At 42.1% G+C, this 23,848-nt stretch carries 24 protein-coding genes; 6 read left to right on the forward strand and 18 right to left on the reverse strand.

All coding sequences use genetic code 11. From position 1 onward, the window contains the following. Positions 1 to 2 precede the first annotated feature (2 nt). From ACZ5GB_RS06160 to ACZ5GB_RS06170, 3 genes are read left to right on the forward strand one after another with little or no spacing between them, the layout of a single operon-like run. The gene (locus tag ACZ5GB_RS06160) at positions 3 to 1,220 is read left to right on the forward strand and encodes a baeRF12 domain-containing protein (protein ID WP_345803913.1); all 1,218 of its coding nucleotides are present in this window, start codon (positions 3 to 5) and stop codon (positions 1,218 to 1,220) included. Then, positions 1,217 to 1,813, forward strand: a complete 597-nt coding sequence (locus ACZ5GB_RS06165) for a LabA-like NYN domain-containing protein (protein WP_345803912.1) — start codon at positions 1,217 to 1,219, stop codon at positions 1,811 to 1,813. The genes ACZ5GB_RS06160 and ACZ5GB_RS06165 overlap by 4 nt, the downstream gene beginning before the upstream one ends. Beyond that, positions 1,780 to 2,745: a bifunctional riboflavin kinase/FAD synthetase gene (locus ACZ5GB_RS06170; protein WP_464326361.1), complete on the forward strand. Its 966-nt coding sequence runs from the start codon at positions 1,780 to 1,782 to the stop codon at positions 2,743 to 2,745. The genes ACZ5GB_RS06165 and ACZ5GB_RS06170 overlap by 34 nt, the downstream gene beginning before the upstream one ends. Here ACZ5GB_RS06170 and ACZ5GB_RS06175 read toward each other — a convergent pair. From ACZ5GB_RS06175 to ACZ5GB_RS06200, 6 genes are all read right to left on the reverse strand, one after another. Next, complete coding sequence (locus tag ACZ5GB_RS06175; RefSeq protein WP_345803910.1) at positions 2,719 to 3,000, reverse strand: hypothetical protein; 282 nt, start codon at positions 2,998 to 3,000, stop codon at positions 2,719 to 2,721. The genes ACZ5GB_RS06170 and ACZ5GB_RS06175 overlap by 27 nt on opposite strands. Positions 3,001 to 3,011: 11 nt before the next feature. Beyond that, positions 3,012 to 4,577, reverse strand: a complete 1,566-nt coding sequence (locus tag ACZ5GB_RS06180; RefSeq protein WP_464326362.1) for a sigma-54 interaction domain-containing protein — start codon at positions 4,575 to 4,577, stop codon at positions 3,012 to 3,014. Beyond that, on the reverse strand, positions 4,574 to 4,858 hold the full coding sequence (locus tag ACZ5GB_RS06185) for a cytochrome c (RefSeq protein WP_345803908.1): 285 nt from the start codon (positions 4,856 to 4,858) through the stop codon (positions 4,574 to 4,576). Before ACZ5GB_RS06185 ends, ACZ5GB_RS06180 begins: the two co-directional genes overlap by 4 nt. Positions 4,859 to 4,869: 11 nt before the next feature. Next, positions 4,870 to 6,117: a molybdopterin-dependent oxidoreductase gene (locus tag ACZ5GB_RS06190; protein ID WP_345803907.1), complete on the reverse strand. Its 1,248-nt coding sequence runs from the start codon at positions 6,115 to 6,117 to the stop codon at positions 4,870 to 4,872. Positions 6,118 to 6,256: 139 nt separating this feature from the next. Continuing rightward, complete coding sequence (locus ACZ5GB_RS06195; protein WP_464326363.1) at positions 6,257 to 6,901, reverse strand: HAD family hydrolase; 645 nt, start codon at positions 6,899 to 6,901, stop codon at positions 6,257 to 6,259. After that, entirely contained in the window at positions 6,892 to 7,371 is a 480-nt protein-coding gene (locus ACZ5GB_RS06200; RefSeq protein WP_464326364.1) for a thioredoxin family protein, read from the reverse strand. Before ACZ5GB_RS06200 ends, ACZ5GB_RS06195 begins: the two co-directional genes overlap by 10 nt. Positions 7,372 to 7,392: 21 nt before the next feature. Here ACZ5GB_RS06200 and ACZ5GB_RS06205 point away from each other — a divergent pair, with 21 nt between their 5' ends. Continuing rightward, positions 7,393 to 8,151, forward strand: a complete 759-nt coding sequence (locus ACZ5GB_RS06205; RefSeq protein ID WP_345803904.1) for a prepilin peptidase — start codon at positions 7,393 to 7,395, stop codon at positions 8,149 to 8,151. Here the strand turns inward: ACZ5GB_RS06205 and ACZ5GB_RS06210 are convergent. Next, positions 8,125 to 8,664, reverse strand: coding sequence for a 4Fe-4S dicluster domain-containing protein (locus ACZ5GB_RS06210; RefSeq protein WP_464326365.1), 540 nt, complete (start codon positions 8,662 to 8,664; stop codon positions 8,125 to 8,127). The two genes, ACZ5GB_RS06205 and ACZ5GB_RS06210, sit on opposite strands and share 27 nt — an antisense overlap. 17 nt (positions 8,665 to 8,681) lie before the next feature. Here ACZ5GB_RS06210 and purE point away from each other — a divergent pair, with 17 nt between their 5' ends. After that, entirely contained in the window at positions 8,682 to 9,176 is a 495-nt protein-coding gene (purE, locus tag ACZ5GB_RS06215) for a 5-(carboxyamino)imidazole ribonucleotide mutase (protein ID WP_464326366.1), read from the forward strand. On the opposite strand, the gene ACZ5GB_RS06220 is transcribed toward purE, so the two are convergent. From ACZ5GB_RS06220 to ACZ5GB_RS06235, 4 genes are read right to left on the reverse strand one after another with little or no spacing between them, the layout of a single operon-like run. Next, positions 9,171 to 10,748, reverse strand: coding sequence for a diguanylate cyclase (locus tag ACZ5GB_RS06220; RefSeq protein ID WP_464326367.1), 1,578 nt, complete (start codon positions 10,746 to 10,748; stop codon positions 9,171 to 9,173). The genes purE and ACZ5GB_RS06220 overlap by 6 nt on opposite strands. A gap of 59 nt (positions 10,749 to 10,807) precedes the next feature. Then, positions 10,808 to 11,986 (reverse strand): flagellar hook-associated protein FlgL, encoded by a 1,179-nt coding sequence (gene flgL / locus ACZ5GB_RS06225; protein WP_464326368.1) that lies wholly within the window; start codon positions 11,984 to 11,986, stop codon positions 10,808 to 10,810. 11 nt (positions 11,987 to 11,997) lie between these two features. Continuing rightward, positions 11,998 to 13,566, reverse strand: a complete 1,569-nt coding sequence (gene flgK, locus ACZ5GB_RS06230) for a flagellar hook-associated protein FlgK (protein ID WP_464326369.1) — start codon at positions 13,564 to 13,566, stop codon at positions 11,998 to 12,000. A 39-nt stretch (positions 13,567 to 13,605) separates the two neighbouring features. Continuing rightward, a complete protein-coding gene (locus ACZ5GB_RS06235; RefSeq protein ID WP_464326370.1) occupies positions 13,606 to 14,397 on the reverse strand; it encodes a lipoate--protein ligase family protein in 792 nt (263 codons plus the stop codon). Between the two features lie 275 nt (positions 14,398 to 14,672). Between ACZ5GB_RS06235 and ACZ5GB_RS06240 the strand changes: the two genes are divergently transcribed. Then, positions 14,673 to 15,359, forward strand: coding sequence for a sigma-70 family RNA polymerase sigma factor (locus ACZ5GB_RS06240; protein WP_345803897.1), 687 nt, complete (start codon positions 14,673 to 14,675; stop codon positions 15,357 to 15,359). Here ACZ5GB_RS06240 and ACZ5GB_RS06245 read toward each other — a convergent pair. From ACZ5GB_RS06245 to ACZ5GB_RS06275, 7 genes are all read right to left on the reverse strand, one after another. Beyond that, positions 15,331 to 15,651 (reverse strand): hypothetical protein, encoded by a 321-nt coding sequence (locus tag ACZ5GB_RS06245; protein WP_464326371.1) that lies wholly within the window; start codon positions 15,649 to 15,651, stop codon positions 15,331 to 15,333. The genes ACZ5GB_RS06240 and ACZ5GB_RS06245 overlap by 29 nt on opposite strands. After that, the gene (locus ACZ5GB_RS06250) at positions 15,630 to 16,883 is read right to left on the reverse strand and encodes a M16 family metallopeptidase (RefSeq protein WP_464326372.1); all 1,254 of its coding nucleotides are present in this window, start codon (positions 16,881 to 16,883) and stop codon (positions 15,630 to 15,632) included. The genes ACZ5GB_RS06245 and ACZ5GB_RS06250 overlap by 22 nt, the downstream gene beginning before the upstream one ends. After that, positions 16,880 to 18,133 (reverse strand): M16 family metallopeptidase, encoded by a 1,254-nt coding sequence (locus tag ACZ5GB_RS06255; RefSeq protein WP_464326373.1) that lies wholly within the window; start codon positions 18,131 to 18,133, stop codon positions 16,880 to 16,882. Before ACZ5GB_RS06255 ends, ACZ5GB_RS06250 begins: the two co-directional genes overlap by 4 nt. Before the next feature lie 160 nt (positions 18,134 to 18,293). Then, positions 18,294 to 21,695 carry an AAA family ATPase gene (locus tag ACZ5GB_RS06260; RefSeq protein ID WP_464326374.1) on the reverse strand — a complete coding sequence of 1,134 codons (3,402 nt, stop codon included), beginning with the start codon at positions 21,693 to 21,695 and terminating at the stop codon, positions 18,294 to 18,296. Continuing rightward, positions 21,676 to 22,827 (reverse strand): metallophosphoesterase family protein, encoded by a 1,152-nt coding sequence (locus tag ACZ5GB_RS06265; RefSeq protein WP_345803892.1) that lies wholly within the window; start codon positions 22,825 to 22,827, stop codon positions 21,676 to 21,678. The genes ACZ5GB_RS06260 and ACZ5GB_RS06265 overlap by 20 nt, the downstream gene beginning before the upstream one ends. Continuing rightward, positions 22,824 to 23,573 (reverse strand): LOG family protein, encoded by a 750-nt coding sequence (locus ACZ5GB_RS06270; RefSeq protein WP_464326375.1) that lies wholly within the window; start codon positions 23,571 to 23,573, stop codon positions 22,824 to 22,826. The genes ACZ5GB_RS06265 and ACZ5GB_RS06270 overlap by 4 nt, the downstream gene beginning before the upstream one ends. Beyond that, positions 23,563 to 23,808 carry a hypothetical protein gene (locus tag ACZ5GB_RS06275; RefSeq protein WP_345803890.1) on the reverse strand — a complete coding sequence of 82 codons (246 nt, stop codon included), beginning with the start codon at positions 23,806 to 23,808 and terminating at the stop codon, positions 23,563 to 23,565. Before ACZ5GB_RS06275 ends, ACZ5GB_RS06270 begins: the two co-directional genes overlap by 11 nt. Positions 23,809 to 23,848 lie beyond the last annotated feature (40 nt).

Genomic DNA, 23,848 nt, shown 5'->3' on the forward strand with positions numbered 1-23,848 from the left:
TAATGAGAGGTTTAAAGGATGCGATAGAGAGCTTAATTTCTTTCAAATCGGACAAGTATCTTATGACAAACTTATACCTTAGGCTTAGTATAGAAGAAAGACTTGATAGAAAATATCTAAGGAATTTCAAAAATCTTGAAAAAAGCCAGATGGAGTACTTGCATAAAAGAGGTATAGAAAGAGAAGTAATAGAAGCTGTAGAGGAGGATTTTAAAAAGATAGGAGAGTTTTTATCAGAGCCAGAAAATCTAAAAGGATGTCGTGGTATAGCTATATTTTCTTCTTCGGCGGAAAAAGTTTTTGAAGTTATTAAACTCCCATATGTTTACAAAGACAGATTAATGATAGACAAGGATGCTCTTGTTAGGGAAATAGCTGCCATAGATGAGGAGCTTGGAAGGATAGGAGTGCTTTTAGTAGACAGAAAACACGTAAGATTTTTCTTAATGGACCTTGAAAGCATTGCAGAAGTGCTTGATTTCATGGAACCAATAGCCACAAGGGCGCATAAGTTCCATTCTGGTGGTAGCCTTTTAAAAGGGGCCGAAGGAATGATGAGGTATTCTATGCCCCAAAGGGTAGGCGGTCCCAATATGGTCCAACATTCCTACGGTGAGTATAGATTCCATATGAGGATAAAAGAAGAAAAACACAGGCTATTTAAGCTTGCCAGTGATGCCCTTATGGAGGCCTTTAAAGAAAGCAAGTTTGATAAGCTTATAATAGGCTCTGAAAGAGAAGATATAAGAGAAATAGAACATCATCTTCATACATACTTAAAGGAAAGGCTTGTTGGATATATAAACGTCAATCCATCTCATGTGGAAGAAGGCGAGCTAAAAGAGAAGATCTTTGACTTACTAATTCAAAAGAATAGGGAAGAAGAAGCAGAGCTTATAAAAGAGCTTGAAGAACTTCAAGGTAAAGGTCTTGCTGTAAATGGAACTTCAAAGGTTATGGAGCAACTCTATATGGGCAATGTTAGAGTTCTACTTGTGCCAGAGGACTTTAGCAAGCCCGGATACGTATGTGAAGGGTCGCATATTCCTATCTTAACTCCCAACTGTCCAACAGAGGAAAAGGTGTATGAGGTTCCAGATATTGTGGATGAGGTCATTGAATTTGCGCTTGAGGAAAGGGCAAGGATAAAAAATATTTACCTACCTGAGAATAAAAAGAAGATAGACGGGCTTGCCTGCCTCATGCGGTTTGCTCTATGAACTATGATAGAGTAGTAATATTTATTGACGGCTCCAACCTTTTTCATGCCATAAGGTATTTGAATGTAAGGATAGACTACCAAAGGCTTATTGCCTTTTTGGCCGAGGACAGAAGGCTTATAAGGGCCTACTTTTATGGCGCTGTCCCTCAAGAAAAGGACCTACGGAAGAACTCACCAGAATGGGAAAGCTACTTAAGACAGAGAAGGTTCCTTGAAGAACTTTCCCTTCAGGGTATAAAGGTAAAGTTAGCAAAGCTAAGAAGGCTCCCCTCTGGAGAGTATGTGGAGAAGGAAGTGGATATAATGCTTGCCACAGACATGTTAAGCATGGCTTACATGAATGTTTTTGACACGGCGGTGCTTGTAAGCGGAGATAGCGACTTTTCCTACACGGTGGAGGAGGTGCAAAGAATAGGCAAAAGGGTTGAAAACGCCTCCTTTAAAAAGACAAGCTCCTACCATCTTCGTAAGGTGTGCGATAGGTTTGTGCTTTTGGATGATTACTTGGATAGGTTTATGGTGGAAGAAAAGCTGGAAATCACACAGGAGGTAAGTTTTTGGGAAAAGATAAAGAGGCTATGGAAAAGATAAAATCTTTAAAAACAAGTAAGAGCGCATGTATAAAGGGTTTAAATTGCATAGAGGAGGAAGACAAAGAAACTGTTATTACGGTGGGCAACTTTGACGGGGTGCATCTTGGACATAGGTCCCTCCTCCAAAGGGTTAAAGAAAGGGCTAAGGAGAAGGGACTAAAAAGCCTTGTGCTTTCCTTCTATCCCCATCCTATTAGAGTCCTAAGCCCTTCCCAAGCTCCTTGCGAGCTTACGGACCTATACGAGAGGGCGGAGCTAATAATACAAGAGGGCATAGAAGATGTGGTCTTTATAAAGTTTGATAAAAACTTTGCCACTCTTGGCGCAGAAGAGTTTATAAGGGAGGTAATAGTGCAAAGGCTTAGGTGCAAACACTTGGTAGTGGGCTATGATTGGCGGTTTGGTTATAGGCGTGAGGGGGAGATAGAGCTTGCAAGGGAGATGGGTAAGGAGCTTGGTTTTGAGGTAGAGGAAATACAGCCTTTTAGGATAAACGGCCATGTGGTAAGCAGCACTCTAATAAGAAGGCTTTTGCACATGGGGAGGCTTGAAGAGGCCTCTCTTTACCTTGGAAGAAATTATTCAATAAAAAGGCGTGTGATAAAAGGCGATGGAAGGGGGTCTTCCCTTGGCTTCCCTACTGCAAACCTTGAAAACACAGAAAACCTTTGCTTAAAGGAGGGTGTTTATGCCGTAAGGGTAGAGGACAGTTTTATTGGGGTGGCCAATTACGGCAGAAGGCCTACCTTTGATGGAAGCAAAAAGGTCCTTGAGGTGCATATACTTGACTTTGAAGGAGATTTAAGAGAAAAGTATATAAAAGTGGAGTTTTTAAAGTTTTTAAGAGAAGAAAAAAAGTTCGGCTCCATACAGGACCTTATAAAACAGATAGAAGAGGATATATCAAGAGTTAGAAGCCTCTTCCGTTGAATACAAGTAAAGTATTTTACCATCCTCCGTTAGACCAAAGGACTTTTCCATCTTATCCTTTAGTCCCTTCTTGTTTTCCAAAAAGTCCCTTAGGGTTTTTGGCTCGCCGTGGGCCCTTAGCATATATTCTTTTACCTCTCCGTTGTCAAAATGAATTTTTACAGGCAGGCAATAAAACTTGGAATTTTCACCATCATGGCATCTATCTATTTCGCCTATTACCTCTATGCTAACGCTTCTTGCTATTATCTTCATGGAAGTATATTTTAACCTATCCCGTACTCTTTTAGCTTTCTCCACAAGGTTGTTCTATGCATGCCAAGTATTTTTGCCGCAAGGCTTTTGTTGCCTCCTGTCTCCTCAAGCACCTTCCTTATCCTCTCCCTCTCTTCCACCATCTCCACAGAATTGTTTTCCACCTCAATTTGAAGGTCCTCTTGCTTGATGAGTGTGCCCCTACAAGTGATAACTGCGTGTTCTATGATGTTTTCAAGCTCTCGCACATTGCCGGGGAAGTTGTAGGATAAAAGGGTCCTCATAGCCTCCGGCGATATGCCTCTTATCTTCCTTGAGTATTTCCTTGAATACTTTTCTATAAAGTAATTTACCAATGCAGGAATGTCTTCCCTCCTTTCTCTTAGAGGAGGAAGTAAAAGTTTAACAACGCTAAGCCTGTAATACAGGTCCTCTCTAAACTGTCCTTGTTTGATAAGCTCCCTTAGGTTTTTGTTGGTGGAGGCTATAATGCGCACATTGGCCCTTCTTGTTTTTGTATCTCCAAGCCTTTCAAACTCCTTTTCTTGTACTAAATGCAATATTTTGGCCTGCAAGTGCAAAGGCATATCCCCTATCTCGTCCAAAAAAAGCGTTCCTCCTTCGGCCAGTTCCACCTTTCCCGGTTTGTCCCTCATGGCGCCCGTAAAGGCTCCTTTAACATAGCCAAAAAGCTCTGCCTCAAGCAAGCTTTCTGGTATGGCTGCGCAGTTCACTTTTATAAAAGGCCCATCCCTCCTCGGAGAAAGGTAATGTATATACTTGGCAAGGAGGCTTTTCCCTGTGCCCGTTTCCCCCTCTATAAGTATGTTCACATCGTATTCAGATACAGTCTTTGCCGTGTCAAGCACCTTTTGAAAGGCTGGGCTTCTGGTGATAATACTTTCCTCTTCCAACTCACACAGAACCATCTCCTTTAGCACATACAAAGAGACCACATATCCAAAGCCAGAGGACATGGGAGACATTAAGAGGGATGCCTTTTGTTTTCCGCAGGGAGTTTCCACAAAGATGTCTGACCTTTCTCCCTCCGGAGGGAGTTCTTCCAAGGAGAGGTTTATAAGGTCCTTTATATGCCTACCTACCAAGCTTTCATCCTCTTCCCTGCAAAGCATCCTGCTTGCCACCTTGTTATGTTCCACCACTTTCCCTTCTGGGTCAAGCACCAGTATGGCTTCCACAATGGAGTTTAGTATGGTCTCCTTGTAGGTCCTTTGGCGCTCGGCCTCCACAATACAATGGACCACATTGCTAACATCTTTAAAAATTTCTATTACACCTATAAACTCATCACCTTCATAAAGGGGGGACATGCTCCAGCATAGGTGCTTTGAGCTTTTTGATGTGGTATCATAAACTTGAACTCCCTCCCCTTCCTCTTTTACATACTCAAAGGGACAATGCTCGCATATGGAAAATAGGCCTCTACAGCTTTTCCCTTCAAGGCTCTCTCCAAAAAACTCTTTTGCTGACCTATTGGCATAGACTACTCTAAGGTCCTTGTCTATAACCAAAACACCGTCAAAAAGGCCTTCCAAAAGGGAGAAGCCTAACTTCACTCCTTCTTACCGTAATACTTGTAAAGGTACTCCACAATGGGCCCTACATCTTCCTGTTTTATGGGGGCTCCAAAAACCTTTATCATCTTATTTACGCTCGCTTCCCATCCCTTCTTGTCAAGGAAAGGAGAGTTCATCTGGATGTAATCAAGGCTGTGGCATACAGAACAGTTGGCTTCTACCAGTTCTTTACCTTTGCCATCTTTTAGCTTTATATTTTCTTCTCCCGCAAAGGCAAGGGCAAACACTCCCACCACTGCAAGCACAACAAACTTTTTCATCTTAAACCTCCTTAAAGGACTTTTATGCTTATCTTTTGCACCACATTGTGGTGATAGCCCGCTGGGTTCCATATGAGTTCAAAGGTTTGAGTTTGACCTATACGGTTTGTAGCCTTTGCCATTATCGTATAGGTCCCTTTCTTTGTGGGTTTAAACCTGTAGGTCCATGGCCTCCATGAAAACCTACCATAATCTTTACCAAGCTCAGCTTCTTGCCAGGTCTTGCCTCCATCCGTTGAAACCTCAACCATCTTAATTCCATATCCTCCATCCCAAGCCATGCCCTTTACTTCCACCACTTGGCCAAGTCTAAAGGCCTGTCCATCCTTCAGGTTAGTAATAAGAGAATTAACCACCATCTCCGTTATTGGTGTGTTTACAGCAGTTTCTTGGGATGTAAACCTTTCAACCATTGGAAACTTGCCAAGTGGTACTCTATAAGCTGTCTTCATCCAAAAGCCATCAAAAGGCTTTGAAACCACATTTATGGATGTTATATGTTTGATCCAATAGGTGGCAGTCCATCCTGGTACCACAAGCCTTGCTGGAAAGCCGTTCCAATGAGGTAGTGGCTCTCCGTTCATCTCATAAGCTATTATCACGTTTTCATCAAGAGCCTTCCATAGTGGTATGCTCTTTATAAAGTCTGGAGTGCCAGCAGCTACGCCCGTATCTGCCCCATCTACGACTACCTCCAAGGCGCCAGCCTTCAATCCCGCCTTATTGAGAATATCCTTTAGCCTTACACCTTTCCATCTTGCATTACCCATAGCTCCATAACCCCACTGTATACCAGGCACATGGGGCTTCATAAGTCCCCTTCTATTTCCAGAACATTGACATAGTGCTACTATTTCTACTTGCTCAAACTTGGTCTTTAGGTCATCAAGGGTGAGTTCAAGGGGCCTCTCTACGGAATCACCACCAACCTTTAGTCTCCACTCCTTGGGATCAATTTCTGGTATGTTGGAAAGGTGGTACCTAACAAAGAAAACATCGTTTGGAGTAAATACTTCGTTAAAGTATTTGACCGGTGTTTCGTAGTTTGGTGGCCTATAAGTCTTCTTTATAAGAGGCTTTTTTCCGGGAAGGGCCTCAAGAACCTGTGATTCCAAAATACCTTCTGGCAACTCTTTTACTGCAGTGCTTAAAAGTTCAGGATCCACCGTTGCTAAGGCAAGCTTTGGCAATAGTATGCCACTGCCTACGGCCACAAAACCACCAAAACCGCCTTTGATAAGGTCTCTTCTGCTAAGCATCCTTCGCCTCCTTTAATTTTTATCCTCAGGCTTTATTTAAACTCCAATTTAAGCGCCTTGCAATAATAAATACTTATTCTTTTGATAATGTTGACTTATAGTATCCAAAGGGGAACTCTTTAATATGGTTAGCCCAAGTTCAAGCTATTTTAAATATTTCTATCAACTCTTTTATATTCTCAGGCCTTTCAAAAATATAGTCTGGCCTTTCCTCTTCAAGCCTTACATAGCCCCAATTGGCAAGCCCCCTTTTTATTCCTGCAAGCCTTCCAGCCTTCATGTCTGCCTCCGTGTCCCCAACTATAATGACCTCTTCCTTAGAGAGGCCAAGGGCCTTAAGAGTTTCCAAAACAGGCAAAGGTGAAGGCTTCTTTTCCGGATAGGTATCACCACCAACCACAAGAGAAAAGTATTCCCAAAGCCCAAGGTCTTTTAAGATAAGCTTTGATAGCTCCTCCATCTTGTTGGTTATCACAGCAAGCCTCAGGCCTTTACTTTTTGCATATTCCAAAAGGTCCACAATGCCCTCAAAGGGCTTTGTATGAATGACCGGCTCCTTGTAGTAATAGCTTCTAAAGACTTGCAGGGCATGCTCCAAAAGGCCATCGGAAAAAAACCTCTTTAGAAGCTCCCTTGCACCGCCCCCCACCATAAACCTCACCCTTTCTATATCCACCTCTGGCATGCCAAAATCCCTAAGCGTTCTGTTAAGATGAAGGCCTATATCCCTGTAGGAGTCTATGAGAGTGCCATCAAGGTCAAAGAGTATGGCCCTTATATGCATTGCTTGGATTTTATATACTCCATAAAGTTGGCTTGTTTATACTTTTCCTCCTTTACAAACCTTATGGTGCAAGCCAAGGTCCTTGGGGGCTGGTAGCCCGGTATGTGCAGTATTATGTTGCCCTTTTTATCGTAGAAAAAGATTTGAGGAAAGGAATTGACACCCAAGGCCTTGGCAAGCTCTTCCTCCGTGCTTACCTTTTCCTGTCCGTTTAGTATGTATTTCACCTTTGCGTTGCTCTCGTAGAGGATGCTGTAGACATCTATGCCTTGTAGCTCTGCGGAGAGCTCTGGCTTTTGAAGGTCCTTTCTTAATTGTTTACAGTATATACAGCTCTCACTCTCCACTATGAGCATGGCATAAGGGCTTTTGGGAATTATGTCCTTTATCTCAGAAGTTGTAGCCTTTGTTCCTTTATCACAGGAAGCTATAAATGCTATTGCAAGCAAAAATATTAGAAGCCTTTTCATGTTTTATAATTTTAGCCCAAGGTGGAGCCAGTTCAAGTATTAGAGTATGTGTTTATCTTTGCCATTGGCCTGGCCCTTGGTAGTTTTTATAACGTAATCATCTACAGGCTACCCAGGAACATATCCATCCTTTCACCACCATCTCATTGCCCTCACTGTCAAAAAAGGATAAGATGGTATGACAACATACCAGTTCTATCCTATCTTCTTCTAAAAGGAAGGTGTAGACACTGCAAAGAAAAGATATCCATAAGGTACCCTTTGGTGGAACTCTTTACTGGCCTTCTTGCCCTCCTTTGCAAAATAAAGTTTGAAGACCTTTTTATGTCCTCTCTTTTTTTCCTTTTCTTCTCCATACTTTTGGTGGCAAGCCTTATAGACTGGGACACCTTTACCCTTCCCGACAGTCTTACCCTTGGCGGTTTGGCCTTGGGCCTTTTGACGTCTCTCTTTAGACAGGACCTTGGCATAAAGGAGAGCCTTTTGGGGGCCTTTTTGGGCTTTATTTCCTTTTTCCTTATATACCTCTACTACAAAAAGCTAAGAAAAATAGAAGGGCTTGGCTTTGGCGATGTAAAGCTTATGGCCTTTATAGGCTCTGCCTTTGGTGTATGGGGTGTAATATACGCCGTCTTTCTGGGATCTCTTTTGGGCCTTTTGTATGCCCTTCCCATAATTGTCAAAAACAAAAGCATGCAGTTTGCACTGCCCTACGGGCCCTTTTTGTCCCTTGGTGTCTTTGTGGGAACTATGCTAAACCTTAAAGACTTCTTCTTTTGACTTCCAACTAAAAAGCTCTCTATATAGTTCCGAGTCTATCCTCTTTGCTATATGCCTTTCCTTTGGAACGTTTTCCAGCTCTACAAAATAGAGGCAGTTGGTCACGCATTTTGATACGCAGGAGGGCAAAAGACCCTTTTCTACCCTTTTATAACAATAATCGCACTTTTCCACCTTCATGGTGCTTGGATTGAAGCTTATAGCTCCATAGGGACAGGCAATTATACAAGCCTTACATCCAATACACCTTAACTCTTCCACATAGACTATGCCATCCTCTCTCTTTCTCATGGCGGAGGTAGGACAGGCATAAACACAAGGAGCAGGATCACAGTGAAAGCAGTTCATAGGCAAAAAGAAGGCGTCAGGCTTCTCTCCTATGCCACCAACTCTGAAGACTTTCATCGGTCTTATGTCAAAGTTTTCAATGCCTTTCTCTTGCTTGCAGGCAACCTCGCAGGAAAGACAGCCTATACATCTATCAAGGTCTATAAGCATAACAGGTCTTTTCATGACTTAAAATTATATGCATGGAAAGGCCTTTGGTGGGGATAATAATGGGGAGCCTCTCCGATTGGGAGTGGCTAAAGCCAGCCTACGAGGTTTTAAAAGAGTTTGGCGTTCCCTGTGAGGTAAGAGTGGTATCGGCCCATAGGACTCCAGAGCTTATGTATGAGTACGCCAAGAGTGCAAGGGAGAGGGGCATAGAGGTTATAATAGCCGGTGCGGGTGGTTCCGCCCACCTTCCTGGCATGACTGCTAGCATGACCACATTGCCTGTTATAGGCGTGCCAGTGCCTTCCAAGCATCTTTCCGGTGTGGATTCTCTCTATTCCATAGTGCAGATGCCAGCAGGAGTGCCTGTGGCAACCGTAGGCATAGGCAACGGTACCAACGCAGGCCTTTTGGCTGTAAGAATACTATCCATAAAGTACCCAGAGCTTGCCAAAAGGCTGGATGAATACCAAGAAAAATTAAGGGAAAAAGTAAAGGAGATGAACAAAAAACTGGAGGAAGAACTATAGTATTACCGTTTGATTCTTACCGGATTGCTTTGCAAGGTATAGAGCCTCGTCGGCCCTGTTTATTATGCTATCCACCGTGTCCCCCTTCTTATAAACGGTACCACCCACCGATATGGTTACTCTTATACCCTTCTCTAAATCCATAGACTCAATAACCTTCCTTATCTTCTCAGCCACAGAATAAGGATCTTTTGTTTTTGGCAATATTATTAAAAATTCTTCTCCACCATACCTTCCCAAAATATCGCTCCTTCTTATTACTCTTTTTATTTCTTTAGCTATACTTTTAAGCACACTGTCTCCAACCAAATGCCCGTAAGTATCGTTCAAAAGCTTAAAGTTATCAATATCAAAAATTATCACGGAAAATATTTCCCCATATCTTTCCGCATATTCTATAAGATGTTCAAGGGTACTAAAAAGCACATACCTGTTGTATACTTTCGTTAGAGGATCAATAGTAGCGAGTTTTCTGTATTTTCTTTCTCTTCTTATCTCCTTAGTAATATCATTTAAAGTAATAAAAGAAACGTCTTCACCTTTATACCTTGTAACTATGGATGTTAGTTTTACATACCTCAATCTACCATCTTTCCTAAGTATACGCATATAATAGCTTATAGGCCTTTTATAGCCTTGTTTTCTCTTGTTAACACTCTCTATAGCCTTATCTCTGTCATCTGGATGTATAAGCTCTATAGGATTTTCTAAATTTAAAAGCTCCTCTAAGCTGTAGCCCGTTAGCTTGGCGGTGTTTGCATTGGCATAAAGAATCTTGTTGTTGTGAAAGTCGTAAATTAATACAGCATTTGGGTTTGTCTCTGCCAAAAGATGGAAAAGCTCTTCCTTTTCGTGCCTTTCTGTTATATCCATTAGATATCCATAGTACCCAACTATTTCACCTTTTGAATCTAGCAAAGGTATGGTATGGTCAAGCACCCAAATATAACTACCATCTTTCCTTTTTAACCTATAGTCCTGATGGGTCCAGGAGGGGGACTTATTCCTTGTGTGATACTCCACCTCCTCAGCAACCCTCTCTATGTCCTCTGGATGTATTAGCTCCGCATATTTTATCCTACCGGAGGTAAAATCCTCCGCAGTATAACCAAGTAGGTCTTTTACGTTTGGAGATACAAACTCCACAGGCCAGCCCTCTTCCCTCCTCCAGTGGAATAGCACCAAAGGCCCTTCAAAGAAGAGGCTAAGAGGTTTTTGTGCAAAAGATCTAAGGTTTTCATACAGCTCAAAAAGGTCAATGTGAAACTCTATATAAACTTCCCTATCTGGGTCGTAGCTTGCTATAACATAAAAATACCTTTCTCCCTCTGGAGTTTTGTGAATATGAACAACGCCGCTTTTTTCAAGGCCAAGATCCTGCATATTCTTTACAGGACATGGGTGCCCTTCATATTCATAGCGGGGCTTTAAAAAGCCATGGGAGATTTCGTAGCATGTCCCTTCCCACCTTCCATAAACCTCCTTAGCTTTCTTATTGGCAAAAATTACTTTGTGTTCTTTATCTACCACAAAAACCGGCTCTGGAATAAGGTCAAAGGCTGAGTAGTCCATTCCGCAGGGTAAGGTGTAATTATATCACAGATCATACAAAAATTCAAGCCATTTTAGCTCTACTTTAAATACCTAAGTATGCTCATGTCCTTTTGGTCCGCTATTATGCGCATAAGAGCCTCGTAGGCAAGCTTATACCTTGTATAGTCCATGATGCTTTGGGATAGGTCTGCATCTTCAATGTCCGACTTTTGCTTGTTTAGTGTGTCTTCTAAGCTTTCTTGCACAGGTTGTATGTTTTTTACATGCGACAAAAGGCTTCCCACCTGAGACCTTCTAAAGCTTACCCTCTCAAAGGCCCTCTGCAGAAGCATAAGGTCTGAGTCATCTGGGTACATGGCTCCAGAGAGCTTATCTCCTATCCTCTTTACCGCTTGGAGAACATTGGGAGAATAAAAGTCTGTTGCTCCTGTATCAAAGTCTCCCCCGCTTGTATCTGAAACTGATATATCCTTGCTTACATCCACAGGCATAAGCATGAGGGAGTAGGTTCCATCGAGGTTTTGGCTTACCTTTGCAGAAAGCAGGTTGGAGTAGTTGGAGTTTATAACATCCACAAGGTCCTTGAGCGTGCTTGTGCTCGGTGTTCCGTAGCTAACGCTTATGTTGGTTGAGCCCACGTTTATGTTGAGCGTGCCACCCACAGTGAAATTCGTATCTGGGTTTGAAAACTTGGCATTGGATATGGCAACGTTAATGCTAAAGGTCTCATCCCCTCTCAAAAGAGCATCCACCTTGTAATTGTCAGAGAGCCACACCTTAAAAGATTCCTTAGAGGCCATATAGTTAAGGGTGTTCTCATCAAAGGGCTTTTGTGTAAGGCTTGCACCGCCAAAGATGTAGTTTCCACCAAGCTGGTCGTTAACCCTGTCAAGCAAAGACCTTAAAGTGGAAGAAAAGAGTTCTCCAATGGATACAAGCTGGTTTGGCTGCAAGGTTTGGTTCTTTGCCTGTATGGTTTTTGCATAAAGCAAATTCAAGCTGTCTACAACCTTCCCAAGGTTTAGGTCTATATAGCTAAGGCTTGTGTCTGCAAATAGCCTGTTTTTTGAATATTGGGATAGCTGGGATATTTCTTTTTTTAACTCAAGCACGTTGTAGGTTGCCGGCGGGTCTTCAGATATGCTTTGGTACTTCCTTCCCGTGGATATTTCCAATGTCTTATCGGAAAGGTTTTTTCTTATTCTTGCATCTTGCTCCTGAAATATTGAAAAGAGAAGATTATCTGGTACCTTCATAGCTTTTCACCTCACACCATATTTAAAGTAGACTGCAACATCTCATCCATTGTATTAACAACTCTTGCTAAGGCTTCATAGCTTCTTTGAAGCTTCATAAGCTCCATAAACTCGTTGTCTACGGAAACTCCTTGCATCTCTTGAAGCTTGGCGTTTATTGAACTAAGAAGTGCGTTCTCTATATCATACTTTGTCTTAAGGTCCTTCTGCCTTGAGGCTATACTATCCACAAGACTGTTATAAACACCCTTTGAGCCTTCCCACCAACCTCTTGAGAAGTCCATAAACTCATCCGCCTTTTCATAGTCAAGATTTTGGATGTTTATACCTGGGTTTATGGCCATATTGGAAATGCCGTTGCCCACAAAGAGAGGCTCGGACCGATGCACTAAGCCGTTGGAGTCCTCTATGGTGTAAGAGGAGTTTAAAGCGGTTATCTTCATGGTGTAAGTTCCATCGGGGTTTGTTATGAGGCTTGCGGTAAAGTTGACGCTAAGGGTTGGGTCTGTGTTTATGGCGTTTATGATTGAGTTTAGGCTGTCTGTGCTGGAGTAGCTAAGGGTTATTGGTCCTCCGGGAAAGCCGGAAAAGGTTATGCTTCCGGAGAATCCCAAGGGTGCGTTTGGGTCGCTTACATTTTTAAACCAATACCAATTTGAAGTGGCCTGTGAGTTCAAAGGAAGCTTTATATCGCTTATGAGCCTTTTGGCCAAAGTTTCAAGCTGGTTGATATAACTGCTTAGGTCCGCCTGAAAGTCAAGAAGTCCCCTCACCCTTCCACCGCTTATGATAGAGCTTATATCCACTTCTGAACCATCCTTTGACTTCCACAAAACCCTTTTGTTGGCACTGTCATACCTTAGCTCCCAGTTGTATCTGTCTTCCACCAAAACAAAGCCCTTATCTGTTTCCACTCTAACCCTTCCTATCTCATCCTCTTGAACCCTTATATTTATAAGCTCGGAAAGCTCTCTAAGATATCTATCCCTTTCGTCCAGTAGGTTTTTGTAATCCTTTCCCCTTGCATAAGTTTGGGCGTAGCCCACCAGTATTTCCTGATTTATCTGTGCTATCTTTCTGGTAAGCGTGTTTATCTTGTTTATATACTGCCTCATATCGTAATCAGTCCCAGCCATTATTCTGTCCATATCCTTTTTTCTGTCCTTTAGATAAGAGACAAGGCTTTGAGCAGAGTTGATTAGCTCGCTCCTTGCTCCTTCGTTTGTGGGCTCTTTCATAAGGTTCTGATAGGCTGTAAAAAATTGGTTTATATACTCGCTTCCTCCAAGCCCTTGGGTAAACTCCTGAAATAGGTCCTCTACCTGAGAACCACCCTTTATGGTGGTGTCCAAGGAAGATACAACAGAAAGCTTTTGGTTTCTAACACTAGTGTAATAGAAATTTTGTGTTCTAAGTATATCCTCAAGCCTTATACCAACGGGTGCAAAGCTTTTTACAAGTGGGTCTTCTTGGGCATAGTCTGGGTTGTTGGCGTTTAGAATATTTCTATTTCTTATATCCGCAGACTTTCTAAATATTTCAAGGCCCTGAGCCACTATGCCAAAGGTAGCACCAAACATAATTTCCTCCCTTAATAATAATATCGCCAAAAACCTGTTTTATTTAATTTCCACATAAACACCTTCCCTAATCTTTATGGCTTTGTGCCTTCTTCCCGTATCTTCAAGAATGGTCTCCTCCGAGGTCATCTCTTCCCTTAGCCTTTCCGCAAGCTCAAATGCCTCCTGTGGCACACTACCATAGCCTTCAAATTCAAAATCCTTTGAAAACTCCTCAACAAGCACTTCCACCACCTCTTCAGATTTTACTTCCCTTCTTAGTTCTCTCTCCAGCCAGCTTATATTGTCCCAAAGGCTTTTTCTTACCAACTCTCTTTGATTTTTATCTTTTAGAGCAAAAAGCTCCGCCATAAGGTCTGGGTCAAAGCGTATTAAAATGTTTCCAACAAAGACAAAAAGCTTTCCTATATCTGCAGAACCTTGACCACTTATCTTCCTTTGACTTTCCTTTACAACAAGGTCGTTTATGGGCTTGTACTCTACCTCTACACCAAGCCTTCTGTAAGCCCTTATGACTGGCTGAGATAGTTTCCTGTAGGCATCTTCCACTTTGAAAGGCACTTTACTTTTAGACAATAAAAGCTGATAGAAAACCTGACCCGGTGCCAAAAGCACCGCACCACCGCCCGTTTGCCTTCTTATAACACCTATGCCAAGTTCTTTACATTTCCTTAGGTCTATAAGCTCTTCGGTCTTGTCAAAATATCCAAGGCTTATATAAGTGTCCTCTGGCTCACACAGGATTAACCCTTCATAGCCAAGCTCTGCCATAGCATGAAAGAGTGTGGTGGAGAGCATATTGGGAAGTTTGCCAAGCTTGTATATATTCATTGCAAAGATTTTAAAATATACACTCCGTATGAGAGGTTAAAGGTTGAGATCACCAGCTTGTTGATTTTCTAAGGGCAGTGGCATGGCTTACCCTTGCCCAATCTGGCACCCGTAAAAGGTGCCCTACACAGAATAAATGCTTTTACTTATGTGTGATTGCAAATGCCTAAGGATGGATTTCAAACCTGCATAATTGCTCATCCAGTGGTTTTTTGTTTAAAATAATTTTTACAGATTGATTTCCTGCACAGGGCAAAGATTTTAAAATATTTCTAATGACAGCAGAAGAAAAGGAGCTTGTTCTATCTTACCTTCCTTTGGTTGAGCAGATAGCCTATAGGCTTTACAGGCACTTGCCAAGGTCCGTAGATGTTAGGGACCTAATAGGCTACGGTGTGCTTGCAGTTGTGGAAGCCCTTCCAAAGCTTGACAAAAATAGGAACCCCACAGCCTACTTAAAGCTACGCATAAAGGGAGCCATGTATGACTATTTGAGAAGCATTGACTTTGCAAGCAGGAATGTAAGGTCTAAGGAAAAGGCCATAAGGCAGGCCTTAGAAAAGCTAAGCATGGAAAAGGGAAAGGAGGTAAGCGATGAAGAATTGGCTCAGTTTCTCGGAGAGGACCCAGAAAGGCTAAAAGAGGACCTTCAAGCCATAAGCTTTTCATACCTTATGAGCCTTGAGGAGATATTTTTTGAGGGAAGAAGCTATGAGGAGCTATTTGAAAGCAAAGAGGAGGGCCCAGAAGAGGTTGTAATAAAAAAGGACCTAAGAGAGAAGCTTTTAAAGGCCATAGAAAGGCTTGAGGAGAAAGAAAAACTTGTTCTCCAGCTACTATACTATGAGGAGCTACCCCTCAAAGAGGTAGCAAAGCTTTTAGGTGTATCTATGGCAAGAATCTCTCAGATAAAAAGCTCTGCCATAGAAAAGCTCAAAAGCTATTTAGCCTCTGCTCTATAGACTCTATGATCTTCTCATAAAGGTATCTTATTTCGTAGGCCATGTTTATGAACTTTTTGTTCCTTGTGGCCTCTGCCCTGCCTACCAAGGGCATGATGTTTTTCTTCAATTGGTCCCTGTATTCCTCAAGGTCATACCTTAGCTCTTCCGCCGTTAGGTCCTCTATGGTGGCTAAATAGCTTCTGTATAGCATCTTGGCGGATATAAGCACATGCTCCAACTCCTTCTCAATGTCTCCCTTATCCAGTCCTGCCTTTGTAAAGTCTCCCATTATGGCTCCACCACTACGCAATGATGTATTTTAAGATAATTCTCCCTTAGTCTTTTCACATCTTCAAAGCTCACAGCCCTTATCTTATCCGGATACTCTTGGTCCATCCTCCATCCAAAGCCCATAACCTCAAAAAAGCCCAAATACCAAGCCTGCCTTGCCCTTGTCTGATGAGCCAACAGAAAATCACCTATTATCTTATTCTTGGCAAGCTCCACATCCTCTGGAGTTATCTCGGCCTTTTGCACCACTTCCACCATATCCCTTAGGGCATCTTCCTTCTTTTCCGGAGATGTGCCAATGTAGGCCATAAGCCTTGGAGAAGAGAGGCGAGTAGGATAGGTAGAGTAGACCGCATAGGCATAGCCTTTTCTTTCCCTTAATTCTTTAAAGAGCTTTGAGGTCATGCCATCACCAAGCACGCTGTCAAGCACCTTAAAAGCAAAGTATTCCTCTGTTTTGAAGTCTGGAGCATCAAAGGCACAAAGCACAGTGGCTTGAGATCCGGGCCTTTTGACCCTTTCCACAAGGCTTTCCACCATAGGCACATTCTTTGGCTCTACCTTGTACTCCCCCTCTGGCAAGGCTGAAAAAACCTCCTTAAGTAAAGGCAAAACCTCTTCTGATTTGAAGTCTCCCACAAGACTTACCACCACATTCCTTGACTTCAAAACCTCCTCCCATCTTTTGACAATGTCCTCCCTATTTATGGCCTTTACATCTTCTTCTTGGCCCAATGGGCCTACTTCATAGTTGGAACCCTTGTAGGTTATCCTCCTTAAGGCATCGCTTGCAAGCTCATGGCCCCTTTCCCTCCTTGACCTTATGGCCTGAAGCACATTCTTCTTTTCCCTCTCTATATCCTCTTGAGAAAAGGTAGGCTCTGTCAAGAGGCTTTTTATAACCTCCAGACCCTTTTTTAGACCCTCCACCTTGGTGGAGAAGCCTATCTCCACATAGTCATCGGCCGTAGAAGTGTATATATTTCCTCCGTAATCCTCAAAGGCGCTGGCTATCTCATAAGAGTTGTATGTTTTTGTCCCCTTTGTGAGGAGAGTGGCCATAAGGTTTGTAAGACCCCTCTTCTCCTCTCCATAGGTGCCAGACTTTATAAAGACCACACCAGAAACTATACCCTTGCCTTGCGTCTCTTTCAATATAAGCTTTACGCCGTTTTGCAAGCTGTATTCTTGCACCTTCACACCTCCAAAGGAAAGACTAAGGAGAAAAAACAGAAGTATTATATAGCTCATTTTTCTGGCACCATAATAACCTCGCTGTATGGCCTGCCAAGAATATACTTCTCAAGCACCCTTAAAACATCCTCCCTTCTTACGCTCCTTATGTTGTTCTCAAAGTATTTATAGTAGTCCAAAAGGCCCACAACGGTGAGAGAATAGCCTATATAAAAGGCATCATTTTCCACCTTTTCAAGGGCAAAGACCTCCGAGTTTATCACCCTCTCCTTTGCCTTTTGCACTTCCTCTTCTGTAAGGTTCTCTTTTAAGCCTTCCATAAGCTTAAAGGCCCTTTCCTTTACCTCCTCAAGCCTCTCCTTATCAAGGGTGGCAGAAAGGAAGAAGACATTATCCATTGGCCTTCCAAAGTCTCCTGTGTATATGCCATACACAAGCCCCTTTTCCTTTAGTTCTCTATAGAAAAGGGAAGTTTTTCCGTTGCCCAGTATCTGGTCAAGGACCACAAGGGCGTAGTATTCCTTTGTGCCTATGGCAGGCACTCTCCAGCCTATAAGCCAATAGGTCTTTTCTACCCTTGGGTCCTTTATGAGCTTGCTTCTGTTTTCCAACTGCTCTGGCTCTGGAAGTATACTTGGCCTTTGCACTGGCCTTCCCTCTTCCTTTCCAAAGGTGCCAAGGGCCTCTTGATAGACCTCTTCAGGGTCCACATCACCCACCACCACTATAAACATGTTCTTTGGCTGGTAGAAGTTTTTGTAGAATTCAAGGAGCATGGCTCTATTGAACTTCTGGATTGTCTCCTCGTAGCCTATTATAGGATAGCGGTATGGAGAGACCTTGTATATTAGCTTTTCAAACTCCTCCCAAAGCACGGTGGTAGGATTGTCCTTTCCACGCCTTAGCTCCTCTATAACTATGGGCTTTTCCTTCTCTATCATATCTTCAAGGAGTAAGGGCTTTTGCGTTAGCTGGTATAGAACCTCAAAGGCTTGCTTCCAATAAGGCTTGGCTATGGTAATGTGATAAAAGGTGTATTCCTTAGAAGTGCCCGCATTGATGTTTCCCCCAAGGCTCTCCACTATGTAGTCTATCTGGCCGTAGGCATACTTTTCCGAACCGTTGAAAAGCATATGCTCCAAAAAGTGCGCCATACCCTTTTGGTGATAGTCCTCGTATATGGACCCCACCTTAAACCAAACATGAAGAGCCACAGCCTGAGTATCTTCCCTTTTATTTATCACAAGCTTGGCTCCGTTGGGAAGCTTGTAAGTCCTTAGCTCTCCAGAAAGGGCAACTGCCACCATAATAAGCACCTCCAAGATTATTAAAGATAGTCTCATGGCTTAAAAATAACCTTTTTCTGCACAAGAGATATGGCTGTAGGCACCTCCCTTGGAAAGGCAAAGGTCAAAAGCATAAGCATAAGCACAAAAAACCTTGCCACTTTAAAACCTCCTAAGGCTTTTAATATATAACCTTTATTGTGGCAGATGCGCCCTTTTTCTCCACCTCAATGCGCTGGCTAAACTTATCCGCAATGTCCTCCACATGAGTTATTATGCCCACCATCCTGTTTGTGGATTGTTTTATCACTTCAAAGAACTCTCCCAAAGATTCCCTCGTTTCTCTATCCAAAGAACCAAAGCCCTCATCTATAAACAGGCTCTCAAGAGGTGCATTTTGAGAGAGTATATCCGCCACTGCAAAGGCTAAGGAAAGGCTTGCAAGAAAGGTCTCACCACCGCTAAGGCTGGAGACTGGTCTATGGTGGCCTGTATGATGGTCCATCACATACAGGTCTCCATCCACTATCTCAAAGGTAAACTGCCCAGATGTGAACTTAAAAAGGTAATAGCTTCCCCTTTCCGCTATATTGCTCAACATTATTTGACTAACATATTCTGGAAATTGATTGTCTTCAAAATCTTTCTTTAGTCTCTCATAAAGGCTTTCCATTTGCTTTAGCTCTTGCAACTCCTTTTCAATGCCCTTCCTTTCTTCTACCAGCTTTTTTAGCTCTTCCAAGGACCTCTGGAGATGGCCATAGGCCTCTCTATTATCATGAATGCTCTTTTCCACCTTACTTAATTCCTCTTCTACCTTCTCCGTCTTTGGCAGACCCTCAAGCCCCCGTAGGCTTTTTTCTATCTCCCTCTTTCTTTCAATTAACTTGTCCTTTTCTCTCTCATACTGTTTTACCTCTTGCTCCAACCCTTCTATACCCTCTTGGTCAAGCATATACTTCTCTGCCTCTTCAAGACTTCCAAACCTTTCATAGAGTTCATAAAGCTCTTTTGCCACTTCTTCCTTTTGCCTTTTAAGGTTTAAAAGGTTATTTTCTATATTTCTTATATCAGACCTTAGACCTTCCACCTTTAGTTCTATATCCTGTTTATACTTGCTTACCCTCTGATAGTCCTCTTGTATCTGTTTTATCTTCCCTGTTAGGTCTTCCACAGCCCTTTTTACCCTTTGCTCCAAAAGGTGAGAATAAGCTTCTCCAATCTGCGCCTTTATATCCCCTTCAAGCCTTTTCAACCTCTCTCCCTTTTCCTTTATCTGTTCTATAAGGCCTTCCCTTTCCTTTTCCAACTCAACCCTACTCTTTTCTTTTTGAGACAGCTCTTCCCTTAGATCATTTAACCTTTTCAAATACCTCCTTTCCTTATCCCTCAAGTCCTTTAACTCTTCGTAATCCCTTTCTACCTCTTTTATATACTGCTCCACCTTGCTTGGCTCATCTGGCAGTCTGGAGATAAGGCCTTCTTTTTCTTCTCTTGCCTGTTCTAAGCGAGATTCTTTATACTTTAGGCCTTCTTTTATCCTCTCCAGTTCTATCCTCAGGCCCTCCACATCCTTTAAAACCTTCTCTTCCCTTTCCTTTAGCTCCTTTATTTCTCTTTCCCTTTCTTGCACCAAAGCCTTTTTCTTTTCAATCTCCTCAAGCTTTTCCTTTAACCTTGAAAGCTCAAGCTCTATACTTTGCCTGTCATAACCTTTTAGCTCCTCTTTGAGAGTTCTTTCCTTTTCTTTTAAGAGATTAAGCTGTGCCTCAAGGCTTGCCCTCTCCCTCTCATAGTAAGACTTCTTATCCTGGAGTTCTTTCAATTTATTTAAAAGGCTTTGCAAATCTTCCTTAAGGCTTACCTCATGCACATGGCCCACCACACCACCACACACAGGACACACATCCCCCTCCTTTAAAGAAGCCCTTAGCTCCATTGCGTATATCTCAAGCCTTCTATTTTCAAGCTCAAACAGTTCCTCTTCCAACCCTTTTAATACCTCTTCAACATCCCTCAACTTATCTTCCAACTCCCTTATTTCCCCCCTTAGCACCTCAAGTTCAACAGCCTTCCTTAGCATACTTTCCATATCCGTCCTTTGACTTACAAGGCTTACTTCTTCCTGCAAGGAAAGCCTAAGGTTTTCCAAATCTTCCTGAAGCTCCCTTATCCTTTCTTCAAGCCCTTGCCTTTCTTTACCCTTTTCTTCCAAAGCCCTCTCCTTGACCTCAAGCTCTTTCCTTTCTTTGTTTATCTCTTCCAAAACCCTTTTTTCCTCTCTCTCCAAGTCTTCAAGCCTTTTTAGCTTTTCTTTTAACTCACCTATGCTTTTTATCTTCTCCTCCACACCCTTCTCTTCATAGTCTTTTATTTTCTCCTGCACTTCTTTTGTAAGGCTTTCGCCCTTACTAAGCCTTTCCTTACAATCCTCTTCTTCCTTTTTTACTTTCACCAATTCTTCTTCAATCTTCTCCAATCTTCCTTTAAGCTCCTCCCTTTCTCTTTCCACCTCCTTATAGCTTTCTATTATCTGAAGCACATTGTTTAGTTTTAAAATCTTTTTATTGTATTCTTCAAGTCTTTTAAACTCCTCTTCTATCTTTTTAAATTCTTCTTCAACTGATTTTAATTCATCCAAATATACGCTTAAATCTCTTTCCTTTCTTTGCCTTTCCCTTATATAACCCTCCTCTTGCCTTTTTATCCTTTCATACTCCTCAATCCTTGGTTTATATGGCAATAGCTCAATGGCAAGCTTTAACCTTTTCTTCTTTTCTTCTATCTCCTTCTGCGCTTCTGAAAAAGCTTTTAGCTTTTCCTCAATCTCAAGCCTTTCTTTTTCCAAGTCATCCCTTCTTTTGCAAATTTCCAAAAGCTTTTGAAGCTCCGCCTTCTTATTCTTTAATTCTTCATACTGCCTTTCAAGATTTATTATTTCGCCTTCCAGTCTGGTTATTGCATTCTCATCCGCTTGTGAAAGTTGCACAAGCCTTTCATTTTTGGCACTTATGCTGTGTTTCAAGCTTTTATATTCATCATTTATATACTTTCTAATAGTATCAAACAAACCAGAATATCCCAAAAGAGAGTTTAAAATTTCTCTTCTTTCCTTAGGAACCTGTGGCTTCAAAAACCTATCAAACTGGTTCTGTGGTAAAACTATAACCTTTATAAAGGTTTCATAATCAAGCCTTAATATTTCCTTAATGCGTCTGTTTAACTCCTCCGCCTTTAAGGACATAGGTTTTCCATTTTCATAAAACCTATAGGCAGGCTGACCACCGCTTTTACTTTGAGTGTATGCCCTATCAATCCTATAATAGTTGCCTCCCACAGAAAACTCAAAGGATACATACATAGAGCTTTCGCCTTTTGAAAGGAGATATTTGTGGTGGGCTTCTCTTTCCCCCCTATACCGTGGCACCCTACCATACAAGGCATAGCATATGGCGTCTATAATGCTTGACTTGCCAGCACCAGTCCTACCTTTTATCACAAAAAAGTTCAAAGGTGAAAAATCAATGCTATGCCTTCCCCTATAAACGGTAAAGTTTTTAAGTTCAAGGCGTATGGGCCTCATGGCTTGCTCTGTTTATTAGGTCTTGTAAAAGCTTTTTTAAACTATCCGATGGCTCAGCTTCATATCTATGTTTATAAAAATTAACATAAAGGTCTATAAGGTTGAGATTATTTCCTTTTAGCTCCGTTGGCTTTGAAGTCCCTATTGGCTCTATTTCAAGCTTGGCAAGCTTTTCACCCAATATTTTTTTCACAAGGTCCCTCTTGTAGTTATAAAAGGGATCGCCCATTCTTACGCTTAGAAACACTTTTACCAAAACATCCATATGGGCAAATGGCTCCAAGGCTTGAGAAATATTGTCCTCTTCTTTAAGGCTTACCTCTATTAGCTGTCTTTTTAGGTCAAGCCTTATTGGATTGACCTTTACAAGGCCATCTTCAAGCACCAAAAGGTTTACAAACTTATCCATACCCTTTTCCGAAAAGTCTATCTGGTATGGGCTTCCAGCATAATAGACCTTTGGCACTGCTCCTTCTACTCTCTGGTTCCTATGCACATGGCCAAGGGCCACATAATCAAAATCTTCTGGTATGGAGTCTGTTCTGACTGCAAAGGCAGGGCTTACCGTGTATTCTATCTCACTACCCGCTACCTTGGCCCTATCCAGCATAAGATGGGCCATAAGCACCTTATACCGTGCATCCCTCACCTCATTCGCCAAGGCCTTCATATAAAGGGCCACCTTTTCCGCATAGCTTCTTTCCTTATCTTCATGCAGGTGTGTAATTACTCTTTCATCGGGATAAGGTATACAGGCTACCTTTAAATCCCCATACTCAAAGACCATTTCCTTTATATCCTTTGATGGTCTATCAAAAACATGTATGTTGGCAAGCTTTTTAAGTGGTTTGTGTATTTTCATAAAGTCATAGCTGTCATGATTGCCAGCTATAAGAAGTATATGAAGCCCAAGGGAGTTTATCTCTGTAAGAAATTCAAAAATAATTCCATGAGATTCAAAATCTGGATTTCTTTTATCAAAAACATCACCAGCTATCAAAAGCACCTCTACCTTTTCCTCTTTGCATATCCTTTTTATCTGCTCAAAGGCATAAAGCAAGTCCTCATTCCTGCTTATTCTATCGTATAGCCTCTTTCCAGCATGCAAATCTGCCACATGAAGCAACCTCATAGCAAAACCCCAGCCCTTATAAGTATATCCTCCAATCTTTTGAAAAAGTGGCTATAGCCTTCCTCCTCCTTTAACTTTTTATGAAGACTTTTCATCTCTTCCAAAACAAGCTTTACAGCCTCCTCAGGGCTGTTGCACAAGGATATTAAACTTAGGTCTTCCTTGCTTATTGTGCCATAGTTTGCCATTGTGTCTTGCATAAAGTCTAAGAGCTTTTTCCAATATTCATAGCCAAAGAGTATGATAGGAAAGGGTGGGCTTTTGCCCGTTTGTATAAGGGTTAGGGCTTCAAAAAGCTCATCAAGTGTGCCAAAGCCACCGGGAAATATGATATAGGCCGTGGAATACCTAAGGAGCATAACCTTCCTAACAAAAAAGTAGTCAAAGTTTAAAGAAAGGTTTTGGTAAGGATTAGGTATCTGTTCTGTGGGTATTTGTATGTTTAGACCTACCGAAAGGGTTCCTGCGTCCTTTCCTCCCCTGTTGGCCGCCTCCATTATGCCAGGGCCACCGCCAGTTATGATATGAAAACCAAGGCTACCCAACATAAAGGCAGTTCTGTAAGCCATCTTATAGTAGTGGTCATCTTCCTTTAGCCTTGAGCTTCCAAAGAAGGTGATGGCTGGGCCTACAGAAGAAAGGGCATCAAAGCCACGGACAAACTCGCTCATAATCTTTAACACACGCCAAGTATCGCCCTGCTTTATCTTAAGCTCTTCTATTAGGCTAAGGTCCTCACTGTTCATTTAAGTCCTTTACCATACCCTCCAGTTTTAAGATATCACCCTCTTGGGGCTTATTTATGTTTGTAGCATAACGTGGTCTTTTGTATGCAACCTTCTTCTTTACTTTTTTCTTAGCCTTTTTGTCTTTTACATGAACCACGTGCTTTTTGCTGTGGCTTTTGGCAAAGGATATTTCGGATGGTAAGGAAAGTCCGAGCAATCCCACCATCAAGCCCAAAAGAGCAAGTTTCTTCATGTCAGTCCTCCTTTACCTCCTCCAAGGAGGCAGGAAAACT

The organism is Hydrogenobacter subterraneus (assembly GCF_055390195.1).